General features: G+C 58.5%; 7 protein-coding genes. 3 read left to right on the top strand and 4 right to left on the bottom strand.

Annotation, left to right across the window (positions count from 1 at the left end; translation table 11 throughout):
* Positions 1 to 3: 3 nt before the first annotated feature.
* From LC059_RS00215 to LC059_RS00200, 4 genes are all read right to left on the bottom strand, one after another.
* Positions 4 to 2,943: a TonB-dependent receptor gene (locus LC059_RS00215; protein WP_226701846.1), complete on the bottom strand. Its 2,940-nt coding sequence runs from the start codon at positions 2,941 to 2,943 to the stop codon at positions 4 to 6.
* Positions 2,944 to 3,368: 425 nt separating this feature from the next.
* Entirely contained in the window at positions 3,369 to 4,256 is an 888-nt protein-coding gene (locus tag LC059_RS00210) for a sugar ABC transporter permease (protein WP_226701845.1), read from the bottom strand.
* Positions 4,257 to 4,285: 29 nt separating this feature from the next.
* A complete protein-coding gene (locus LC059_RS00205) occupies positions 4,286 to 6,535 on the bottom strand; it encodes an extracellular solute-binding protein (RefSeq protein WP_226701844.1) in 2,250 nt (749 codons plus the stop codon).
* A gap of 17 nt (positions 6,536 to 6,552) precedes the next feature.
* Positions 6,553 to 7,650 carry a sn-glycerol-3-phosphate ABC transporter ATP-binding protein UgpC gene (locus LC059_RS00200; RefSeq protein ID WP_264189055.1) on the bottom strand — a complete coding sequence of 366 codons (1,098 nt, stop codon included), beginning with the start codon at positions 7,648 to 7,650 and terminating at the stop codon, positions 6,553 to 6,555.
* A gap of 370 nt (positions 7,651 to 8,020) precedes the next feature.
* Here LC059_RS00200 and LC059_RS00195 point away from each other — a divergent pair, with 370 nt between their 5' ends.
* The 3 genes from LC059_RS00195 to LC059_RS00185 all read left to right on the top strand — a co-directional run bounded on the left by LC059_RS00195 (position 8,021) and on the right by LC059_RS00185 (position 11,831).
* On the top strand, positions 8,021 to 9,601 hold the full coding sequence (locus LC059_RS00195; protein WP_226701842.1) for a TolC family protein: 1,581 nt from the start codon (positions 8,021 to 8,023) through the stop codon (positions 9,599 to 9,601).
* 87 nt (positions 9,602 to 9,688) lie between these two features.
* The gene (locus LC059_RS00190) at positions 9,689 to 10,513 is read left to right on the top strand and encodes an efflux RND transporter periplasmic adaptor subunit (protein WP_226701841.1); all 825 of its coding nucleotides are present in this window, start codon (positions 9,689 to 9,691) and stop codon (positions 10,511 to 10,513) included.
* 1 nt (position 10,514) lies between these two features.
* Positions 10,515 to 11,831 carry an efflux RND transporter periplasmic adaptor subunit gene (locus tag LC059_RS00185; protein WP_226701840.1) on the top strand — a complete coding sequence of 439 codons (1,317 nt, stop codon included), beginning with the start codon at positions 10,515 to 10,517 and terminating at the stop codon, positions 11,829 to 11,831.
* The last annotated feature ends 4 nt before the right edge of the window (positions 11,832 to 11,835 follow it).

The raw sequence follows: 11,835 nt of genomic DNA, 5'->3' as shown, positions 1-11,835 counted from the left end.
ACATCAGAAGCTGTAACGCACCCCCAGATTATACCGGGCACCGGACTGGATCGCTCCAATCACCATGTTTTCATGACGACCGTACAAACGCTGAGTTTCGTCGGTCAGGTTAATACCCTCAAGAAATACAGAGAAGTTATCCTGGATATCGTAACTCACATTTGCATCCAGCTGGCCGTAGGCTTCGGTGTACACCGGGTTACGCTCACCGTTGCCGTCGAACGTGTTGGTCAGGAAGTCGTCACGCCAGTTGTAGGCAAGACGCGCCTGGATACCGTTCTTGTCATAAAAACCGATGACATTGAAGGAATCGCTCAAGCCAAACAGGACAAACTGGTTATCAACGCCTTCACCTTTGTTGGTATTGAAGTCGTCATACGCAATGTCGCCATTCACAGTGGTGAAGTTGACGATACCACCAAAACCGGAGTCACCAAACATATGCTGTACGGCAAACTCGAAGCCGTCGATTTTGGCCGTTTTGGCATTTACCGGGGTAAGTATCTTGAATTCGGCCAGAGCGTCGCCTTCTGCTACTGAACCAATAACGTCGCCATACTGTGCCTGCATGTACGCAAGAATTTCAGCGGAGGTCGCATCACTGCCCAGGGCTGCGACAGCCGCCTCGTAGCGCGGCCCCTTGGCCGGGTGCGCCAGGTCGAACGGCGTTTCGATGAACGATTCTTCGCCGATAAAATTATCGACATTTTTCTTATAGTAACCCGCAGAAACGTAGCTGCCCTCACCGTAATACCACTCATAGGATAGGTCGAAATTGGTGGACTCAAACGGATTCAGGTCGGGGTTACCACGCGCACCGGTGCCGTCAATGATACGCACACGCGGATCGATAGTCTGACCGCCCTGAATATGGGCATAGCTGGGACGGGTAATGGTCTTGCTGACCGATGCGCGTGCGACCATGTCATCATTCAGGGAAATGTTGAAGTCGATATTCGGCAGTAGGTTGCTGTATCCACCCTGTTGCTCACTGAAGCCAACGCCGTTGGCGTGTGCATCGAATTCGTTAGCAGAGGTCCACTCGATGTAGTCGTATTGGGGCACCTTTGCTTTCGCATCGATATCGGTCTTTTCGTAGCGCAGACCGATCGCCAATTGCATCGGCATGGGCACATCTTCCCAAGCCAGGTTCACCTGGGCATAGGCTGCCTGCTGGGTCTCAACCGCAATGCGGTCAGTGGTGAAGTTATCGTCTACACAAAGGACGGTACCGCAGGGGCTGATGGTTTCCCCGTTAGCCTGTGCAATTGCAGAGATGGCATCGCGCATGCCGTCAAAATCGGCCGCGTAGTAGTACGGGGTCATTTCCGCACTGTCGGCACTGCCGAACTGATCGAGCGCATCGGCCATGCTCTTACGCACAAAAAGGGAGTCATCGTAATCTTCCGGGGTACCGTAGCCGCCCCAGGTGCCGCGCTCCGCAACCGCGTACGCGGAACGGTTGGAGGACTCCATATGAGCAACACCGAAGTCAATGCTTTTAACCGCACTGGTATCGATATCAAAGGTGCCGTCAAACTTGGCCTGTTCGATATCGTGCTTCATGTAGCTGCTGCGGAAGCTGGTACCGGAGGTCAGCATCTGTGACGGATCGAAACCCTGGCCATCGATAAATTCGAAGCTCGTGGCTGGGAGGTCATACCCATAATTCACAGTGGTGGACGCGCGGTTGAACTGCACACCGGCAATATTGTTGTTCGTGCCACGCTCATCTTTTGCGCCGTTCTCAGCACTGGAGTTGTGGTAGTCGAACGCCAGCGTCAGGTCTTCGCGCGGACTCCACACCAGGTTGAGGCCGATAGAGTTATTTTTATTGACCCGCCCCCAATCGCCGGCGTTGAAGGTGACGTCAGAGCCGGTGCCGTCGGTGTACACGATCGGCGCGACAACGCTGCCGTTGCCAGAACCTTCGGTAAATGAGCCGGATACCGGCACACCATTGAACCAGGCACCCATGGCGTTGTACTGCTCTTCAACGTCCTGCTCGGCATAGGTGTAGTCCAGGGTGGCTTCAAAGTTATCCTGCGGCGCCCACTGCATGGTCAACTGGGCATTGGTGCGCTCGCGCTGAACTTCGTTGAATGAGTAACCCACACCGCGGGGCACCGCGTAGATGTCGCCCTCCTGTGGGGCGTTCTCGAAGTTGGTATTGTCCGGCGCGATGGAGCCCCAGTCACCTTGTCCGCCCGGAATGGTGTACCAGCCCGGGCCAGTTTCCGCTTTCGCGAAGCCGCTATCGCGCTTGGAGTGGGAGGCAGCCACCGCCACACCGAAAGTGTCGTCGGCAAACTTGGTGCTGAAGATACCGGAGACTTCCGGCGTCAGGCTGTCGCCAGTCTTGCTGGAGGTGTCATGAGTGGTCTTTGCACCCACATTCAACACCAGGTCGTCCATCTCAAGTGGACGTGCGGTGCGAATATTGATCACGGAGCCGATACCACCGGTGCTCAGGTCGGCCTTGCCGGTCTTGTATATTTCTACTGCACTCACGCCTTCTGCTGCGAGATTGGCAAAGTCGAAGGAGCGAGCAGCGGAAGCGGTGGTACCTTCAATGTTGGCCGCAGGCATCTGGCGACCATTCAGGGTGACGACGTTGTAGTCGGGACCAAAGCCGCGCACGGTAACCCTGCTGCCCTCACCATTCTGACGATCGATGGACACACCGGTGATCCGCTGCAGGGACTCAGCCAGGTTAGTGTCCGGCATCTTGCCGATGTCTTCTGCGGAGATGGCGTCAACAACACCTTGGGCATCGCGTTTGATATCTGCAGATTTTTCCAGACTGCCGCGAATACCAACTACGGTCACTTCTTCCAGCGCGGAACCCTGATCCTCTTGTGCCAGCGCATGACCACTAATGCCTGCCACGGTCGCGATGGCTACTGCGATCGATTTTTTCTTGAATTCGTTCATCTTACTCATGGAGTTGTCTCCCCCATCGTCACGTCATTTTCGTTATTGATTTCGCCAGGACCGGGGACCTCGAGACAACGCTAGGATAACCCGATCTGGCTCGAGCCTATACTCCCGCTGCGCGCCAGTTTGAGTCGTCCCACCTTGATAAATAACCCAAAAATGGACTATCCCACCTTGAACCCAGCAAAGCGGGAATGGGAAAAACCTTAAAAATCAATACGTTACAGAGGTGACGCATTTTTGCACTATTTCAGCGCAAACCTTCGGGCGGGACGGTGCAGTTTTGGGGGCCGAGGCGAAATTTTACCCCGAGGCAGGAAAATGACTAGATAGACAACCTGTGACTCCGGCGTCGAGCCCACTCAATCAGTCGACCATTGGCAACGGCACAGGTCCGATGAATACTGCCACAGGGTGTGGCCGCTCCGCCCTCAACCTTTTACCGCGCCGGCTGAGAGTCCAGATACCAGGAAGCGCTGCAGCGCCAGAAACAACAGCATGACCGGCAGAGACACGATAATGGAGCCCGCGGCGAAATAGCCCCATTCGGAAGCGTAATCACTGACGAAGAAGCGCAACCCCACCGGCACCGTGTACAGGGATTCATCGTCCATAAAGATGGAGGCGAGGATGAACTCATTCCAGGCGGTCATGAACGCAAACAGCCCGGTGACGGCGATGGCCGGACGCGCCAGGGGCAGGATGATGCGGGTGAAGATGGTCCAGCGAGAGGCCCCCTCCAATAGTGCCGACTCCTCGATCTCGTAAGGCAGCGTGTCAAAGTAGCCCTTCAGCATCCACACGCAGAACGGCAGCGCGGTGATCGAATACACCAGGATCAGCCCCAGCCAGGAATTTCCCAGCCCCAGCCACTGCACCACGATCACATACAGCGGGATTAGCATCAGCACCGCCGGGAACATTTGCGAGATCAGAAACAGCATCAGCCCACGCTCGCGGCCGGCAAAGCGGAAGCGGGAGAAGGCATAGGCAGCGCTGCAACTCAGGGATAAGCCCACCGCCGTAGTGGCTAGGGCAATCACCAGACTGTTGCCGAGCCAGCGCAGAAAAGGTTGCTCGCTGAGCAACGCGCGGAAGTTATCGAGGGTCCATCGCTCGGGCAGCGGTATCAGGGCGTGCAGGTGCTGTGCGGGGCTGGCATCTGCGGGCAACTGCACCAGCGTCAGCGCCTGCTGGCCGGAGAAGGCGAGACTGACCACCCACAGCAGTGGATAGGCGACCAGCAGCGAGGCAAACACCAGCAGGGCAAAACGCCAGCTGAAGATGTCACTGAGTATCCGGGCGAACCTGCTGGGCACGCTTCGCCTTGCCCTGCCAAGGACCACGTTCATCGCACGCCCTCCAGGGTGCGGCTGACTTTGGTCTGCCACAGGGCGTAACAGAACAGCAGCGCCAGGATCACCATGGAATAGGCGGCTGCGTAGGCGTACTGGTATTTTTCAAATCCAATGCGGAAGGCCTTGGTGATCAGGATATCGTTCGCTCCCGCCGGGGCGCCGTCGCTGACCAGGTAGATGACGTTGAACATATTGAAGGTCCACACCACCGACAGGACCACTGCCGGGATCAGAACTGGCTTCAGCAGCGGCAGGGTAATGGAGCGGAACTGGAACCAGCGCCCTGCCCCCTCTACTTTGGCCACTTCGTACAGCTCTCGCGGGATCGACTGCAGGCCGCCGAGGATCACCACCATCATGAACGGGATACTCAACCACACATTGGTCACCAGACCGGTGAAAAAGCTGGCACCGATGGAGTCGAACCAGGCCACCGGCGCAAAGCCCAGGACTTGCAGCCCCTGATTGATCACCCCGAACTGCGGATGGAACATCCCTTTCCACACCAGCGCGGTGATATAGCTGGGAATGGCCCAGGGCAGGATCAGCAGCATGCGGAAAATGCTGCGGCCGAATATCGGCCTATCCAGTGCCAGCGCCAGCACCAGCGCAAGCCCGACCGCCAGGGCGACATTACTCGCCGTCCACAGCACGGTAATAAACAGGGTCCAATAAAAATTGTCGAAATCGAGACTGCGCTCGCTACCCTCCCCGCGCCACAAATGAAAATCCCCGAGTATCGCCGCATAGTTGTCGAGCCCCACAAACCGCGACCACAAGGGTGTGTGCTCATTGAATACTGTGGTGTCGGTAACCGACAGCAGCAGCCCATAGATCAGCGGGAAAAACACCAGCACCAGCATGCCCAGCATCGCGGGCAATATATAAAGGTAAGCGGTGCGATTTGCTCGCCAGCTACCAGTGAGCTTGCGGCGGTAACGCCGCCACAGACCGATCGCGACCGCGATCAGTAGCAGCGGCACCAACCACAACCAGCCGGGCATTTGCACGGGGCCGTCGCCGCGCGCGCGGGAGCGTTCCAGCCGCGCCAGGTCCGCACTCAGGCGGCGCTGCAGCAACTGCAATTCCGCATGTGGCTGTGCCGCGCCCTTCACCACTTTTTTCAGCACATTTTCCAGAGGTACCCAGAGAAGCGCCATGGCGGGCAGGTTGGGAATGGGCACTGCGGCTTCCAGCTGCCGGCGGAACGCCATGGCTGTTTCATCATTGGCAATACGCGGATGTTCGAAGGCGCTGACATTGGCGGGCAGCTGCCCACCCTCGATGGCCATCTTTTCCGCAGACTGGCGACGGGTTAAAAAGTCCATCACCGCCACTGCGGCCTTGGGGTTGCTCGACCACGGCGAAAGAAACAGCCCTTCCACCGCAACCCAGGGCGCGAGCGGCTGGCCCGTCTCACTGTTAATGGGGAGCGGCTCCACGCGGTAGTTCACCTGCGGGGCAATCTCCCCGAGCATCCAGGGGCCACTGATCACCATCGCCGCGCGCCCCTGATTGAACAGGCTCGTCACCAGGGTGCTGGTGGGCTCGTCAGGCAATATCTGGTCCTGCTGCACCCAGCGAGTGAGCATCTCCAGGGAGCGGACATTGGCCTCACTGTCCAGGTTCAGGCTACCGCCGCGATCGAAGGGCCCACTGCCAAAACTATTCATCAGTGCGCCGTGGAAAAAGGGTTCGGTGTAGCTGTAGGCAAGGCCAAAGCGCCCGCTGCTGCGCTCGGTGTGGCGGCGGGCGAGCGCCACCAGCTCGTCGGTGGTAGCAGGGGCGGTCTGGATGAGATCGGTATTGAGGATCAGTGCCGGGCTTTTGAAGTTCAGCGGCAGGCCATAGAGGTCACCGGCAAAGGTCATGGCGTCCAGCAGCTTGTCGGGAAAGCGCCGCAGTATTCGCTCACTCACATAGCGGTCGATGGGTGCCACCGTCTGCCCGGCGCTGGCCCAGCCACCCACGCGGTCGTGGGCGATGATAAACAGATCCGGCCCCTGGCCGCGGGGCAGTGCGGCGGAGAGCTTGTCTGCGTAACCGCCAAAAGGCACCGCCAGGGCTTTGACCTGAATCTCACTCTGGCTTTGGTTGTAGTCGTCGATCAGCGCCTCGAAGGCGGTGCGCTCGGCACCGCGATAGCTGTGCCAGAGGTTGAGGGTTTCAGTAGCGTGCCCCCACAGCGGGAACAGCAGAAAAAACATGACCTGCAGGAGCCTGCCTGCAGGCAGGCTCATACCGTTTCGGGGAAGCATCAGGCACCCACTCCGGCGCGGGCCCCATCACTGCGAATACGCTGCCGGCTCTCGGAGTCAAACAGGTAGACCGCGGCGGGATCAAAGGCGAGCTCGAGGGTGTCGCCCGGAGTAAATGCCCGCAAACCCGGCAGCCTTGCGACTACCTGCGACGAGCCTGCGCGCAGGTGCACCAGCATTTCCGCACCGAGGCTCTCCACCAGCTCTATCGAGCCCGTGAGCCGCGGCCAGTTGGCCGGCGCATTGGCGGCATAGACCAGCTTTTCCGGGCGCAGCCCTAACACCAGCGCGCTTTTCAATGCCGACAAATGCGGACGCGGCAGGGTGAGCAGCTCACACGTAAGCTGCCGGCCATCGTTGTGCACCGGCACCAGGTTCATGGATGGCGCCCCCATAAAGCCGGCAACAAAGGTGTTGTCCGGGTCGTTGTAGAGCTCCAGCGGCGTGCCCACCTGCATCAGCGCGCCGTCATTGAGCACCGCGATGCGGCTACCCAAAGTCATGGCCTCCACCTGGTCGTGGGTAACGTATACCGAAGTGGTACCGAGCTGGCGGTGCAGGCGGCTGATCACGCTGCGCATTTGCACGCGCAGTTCCGCATCGAGATTTGACAGGGGCTCATCAAACAGAAACACCTGGGGATCGCGCACCATCGCCCTTCCCAGTGCCACCCGCTGGTTCTGGCCACCGGAAAGCTGCCCCGGCTTGCGCTGCAGCAGATCGGCAAGACCGAGCGTTTCCGCCGCCTCACGCACCCGCCGCTCAATACCCAGCTTGGGGAAATTGCGTACCCGCAGGCCAAAGGCCATGTTCTCGAACACGGTCATATGCGGATACAAGGCGTAGTTCTGGAACACCATGGCGATGTCCCGATCTTTGGGCGGCATGTCATTGACGCGGTGGCGGCCGATGGAAAGGTCACCGGAAGAGATGGATTCCAGCCCAGCGATCATGCGCAGGATGGTGGATTTACCACACCCGGACGGCCCCACCAGCACCATGAACTCGCCGTCACTAATCTTCAGATCTAGCGCCGAAACCGTGGCCGGACCATCACCGTAGTGCTTGGTCACCTTTCTGAATTCGATATTCGCCAATGGACTGCTCTCTTGTCGCCCTCTTGCCACCCTCTTTCACTGGGCCTAAGGGCCCGACCGTGTGCTTATTGTTATACGCCCAGTGAAGTCAGCAAACGACATTATACGAATGGCGGCGATATTGGAATTGTAGCGATTTGTGGTACGTAACCCCGACCTGCTCAGAACCATCTATGGCACATACGCTAACGTTGAAACCAGTTTGAAGCTTTAGAACCAATTAAATTGGCGTCGACGCCGGCGACTTTGTGGTGCAGGTGAAATGTTCTCGCGCCATTCAAATTTCAAAAGCACACGCCTGTACTAACTTGTATGGGCGCAGCTGTACCGTGCACTCAGAAGTCAATAAGTACGCTAAGGACAAAGAGATATGCGCCTGGCTCCTTCTGCCACACTGGCGGCTTTCGGGCTGACAATGGCAACTCTTTCCGCCTGCTCGGTGAAACCCGTCGCCATGGACGACGCCAGCATCGATCAGCGCGCAAGTTCCGACTGGCAAACCGCTTTTGGCAACCAGCAACCGGTCACCGGCCCCATCGACCTGAATGAAGCCATTGCCCGCGCTATTGCCTACAACATGGACAACCGCCTAAAACTGATGGAAGCGGTGGTCGCCAATCGCAACCTGAGTTTGTCGCGCTGGGACATGCTGCCGGAAATTGCCGCCAGCGCCGGCTACAACCATCGCAACAAACAGCACTTCGCCAGCAGCGAGGACGTGAACGGCAACCAATCCCTCGCCCAGTCCACTTCCCTGGATAAAACCTACAGTACCGCGGGGTTCGAGCTGTCGTGGAACGTGCTCGACTTCGGCATCAATTATCTCTCCGCCAAACAAGCTGCAGACGGGGTAATGATCGCGATTGAGCGCCAGCGCAAGCTGATGCACAACGTGATCATGGATGTGGAATACGCCTTCTGGATGGCCGCCGCCGCCCAGCGCGCGCAAGGCCAGTTGCCGGGCCTGATCGAACAGACCCGACGCGCACTGGAAAAGTCCCGCCAAAGCGCCGAGCGCGGACTGCGCCAGACCGAGGCCAGCCTCTCCTATCGTCGCGACCTGCTGGATCTGATGCAGCAACTGCTGGCACTGGAAGGAGACATGCACAACGCCAAAATGGAACTGGCTTCGCTGATGGGCTTACCACCCGGCACCCAGTTCTCGGTCAGCGCCGCACCCAGCGACGTGCTGCGCAGTCCCTTTTCCGAAATGAGCATTTTGGAACTCGAACAGTACAGTCTGCGCAATCGACCGGAATTACTTGAAGAGGACTACCGCCAGCGCATTGCCGCCACGGAAATCCGCAAGGCCTGCCTGCAATTACTGCCGGGTCTGGAGCTGCGTACCGGCTATTTCTACGACGATAACAGTTACCTGCTCTACAACGATTGGGCCGAAAGCAGCCTGCGCCTCACCTGGGATTTACTCGGCACTGTGGTCACCGGTCGCGACCTGATTGGCTACGCGCGCGACAACGAGCGCCTGGGCGATGTGCGCCGCGCGGCGCTAACGGTGGCAGTGCTTACACAAGTAGATCTCGCCTACAGCCATGTAAAACGGGCCCAGCTGAACCACAGTTATGCCGCGGAAATGGCGGAACTTGACCGGGCTATGGCGGGCCAGTCCCGTGCTCGCTGGCAATCCAGCCAGGGCACCGAACTGGAAAGCATTCATGCCGCCACTCAGTCACTGTTGTCCAGTGTGCAGCAGGACGTGAGCTACGCGGACTGGCGGAGCGCCAACGGCCGCCTGAGCAACGCCGTGGGTTTCCAGCCCGAGTTCTATATCGACTACCGCCAACCGCTGGACGTGATCGAACAACAGGTTGCGGATATGCGCACCCAGAGCGCGAGCATGGAACTACTTCCCATCGGAGGCTACAACCCGGAGGGCGTGGAACAGCGCGAGGCGGAAATTCGTGAAGACGGTCAGGCCGCGGCGCACTGGTAATTCGGCGGGCCGTGCCGGTCACAATATGTTCAGGCAATCGGTGACAGCAAAAAAGTCACAGTGGTAGATGTTTTGGTGGTAGCGACAATGCAAGTTCCGGTTTTTCTACGCGCGGTGATCCTCCTCGCCGCTGCTCTTGTTATCTGTACAGTACAGGCACAAACCCAGCCCGAAACCGAATCGGCGCCAGCAAAACTCAACGCACTCAGTCGAGTGCAACTCTCCAGCGAACTGGCCGCGCGCATTACCGAGGTGCGCGTACGCGCTGGAAACCATTTTAAAAAAGGCGACCTGCTGGCCCGCTTCGACTGCACCGAGCTGAAAGCGGAACTGGAAGGTGCCGAATCCCAACGCGCCCTGGCTCGTCGTCAATTAGAGGCAAATATTTCGCTGCGTCAACTGGGCGGCAATATTAGCGAGCTGGAAATGGTACAAAGCGAAGCGCAGCTGGCGGACGCCACCGCCAAGCGCAAGGTACTGGCACACCGCAACACCTATTGTGATGTGCATGCGCCCTTCGCAGGATTTGTGGTGAGCCGACAGATAGAGCCACACCAGCGTGTAGAAATCGGCACGCCGTTATTCGAACTGGTAGATAACCGGGGGCTGGAAGTGGAAGCCATTATTCCCTCCGGTTGGCTGGACAAGCTATCCGTGGGCGCTGCTTTCAGGGTCACCATCAACGAGACCGGCCGCGAGTACAACGCTGTTTTACAACGTATTGTTCCGGTAGTGGACCCGGTAACGCGTACGGTCCGCGTAATCGGCCAACTTGAAGAACACCCGCAAAATTTCTCATCGACACTCTTGATTTCCGGCATGAGCGGTGAAGCCCACTTCGCCCTGCCAGATCAATCCGACGATATGCTGGCGGACCGAACACACAGCAGTGCGTCCGAGGGAGCCAACTGACGTGGACGCAAGGCTGCTGGAAAAACTCAACAGCTTTCTCGCTCTGGAGAAAAAACTACGCACCGCTAACAATGAGGCGCAGATTGCGCGCATTGCCTGTACCGACAGCCAGCTACTGCTGGCGTTTGATGCCTGCCTGTTCTTCTCCGGTGCCGGGTTAAAACTTAGCGCGGCCTCCAATGTCAGCAGTGTCGATGCCACCAGCAGTGAAGCCCAGCGCTGGCGTCGCCTGGTCTCCGAGAATCTTCACAACACGAAAAATTCGTATCCTCTACAACTAGAGATTGCCGGGACTTGCAACCCGTCAGATCCAGACCAGCAGAACACTTCCCTCTTCCTGACACTGCTGCCACTCGATGGCGGCAGTGATATCCTCGGCTGCCTGGCATTTGTGCGCGCAAAAAGAATGTCCGAGCAGGAACTGGAAGTCCTGCAGGAACTTGGCGCCGCGGTCCGTCAATCCCTGCTCGCACTCAGGGGCGTGAAACACTTTTCCTTTCGAAGATTTTTCACCCGCCGGCCACTGGTGACAGCGGCTGTCATCGCCGCCATCTGCCTGATTCCGGTGCGCCAAAGTGTCCTGGCACCGGCAACGCTATCCGCCATAGAGCCTCGCATCGTATCCGCACGCACCGACGGCGTGATTCGGGAAATCAATATTCCTCCCAATGCCTCCGTTCAAGACGGCCAGCTGCTGTTCACACTGGAAGATGCCGAGGTCAGCGCCGAAATTGACCGGGTAGAGCAGGAAATTGCCCTCTATACAGAGCGCCTGCGCATGACCCGCCAATACAATTTCCAGCAGGCATCCGCCGGGCATAAACTGGCCGAGGCCGAGGCCGACCTCGCCATCCGCACCCTGGATCTCGCCTTCCAGCGCACGCAACTGGACAAGACCCGCATCAGAGCCCCCGCTGCCGGGGTAGCAATTTATACCGACCCGGCGGAGTGGATAGGCCGACGTATCCGTGCGGGGGAAAAAGTGATGGAAATCGTGCAGCCTGCCGCGCGTCAGATTCAGATTGATCTCCCCACCAATGACGCCATCACTCTGCCACAAAGTGCACCCGCGGTTTTTTACGCGGAGTCCGACCCGCTGTCTCCCATCGAGGGTGAGCTGCACTATCACAGCCTGCTGACCAGCGAAGGGGAAAACCTCCCCGCCAGTTATCGCCTGCTGGCAACCATTCAACAGGATCAGCCACAAGTCCGGATCAATACTCGCGGTCACGCCCGTGTATACGGCGCTCGTGTGCCACTGATCTACTACCTGCTGCGCCGACCACTGGCCTCCGCCCGTCGCTGGATAGGGGTTTAGCCCC

This window comes from Microbulbifer elongatus (genome assembly GCF_020524885.1).
GTDB lineage: Bacteria > Pseudomonadota > Gammaproteobacteria > Pseudomonadales > Cellvibrionaceae > Microbulbifer > Microbulbifer elongatus_A.
This window is presented reverse-complemented; position numbering and strand designations above follow the sequence as displayed.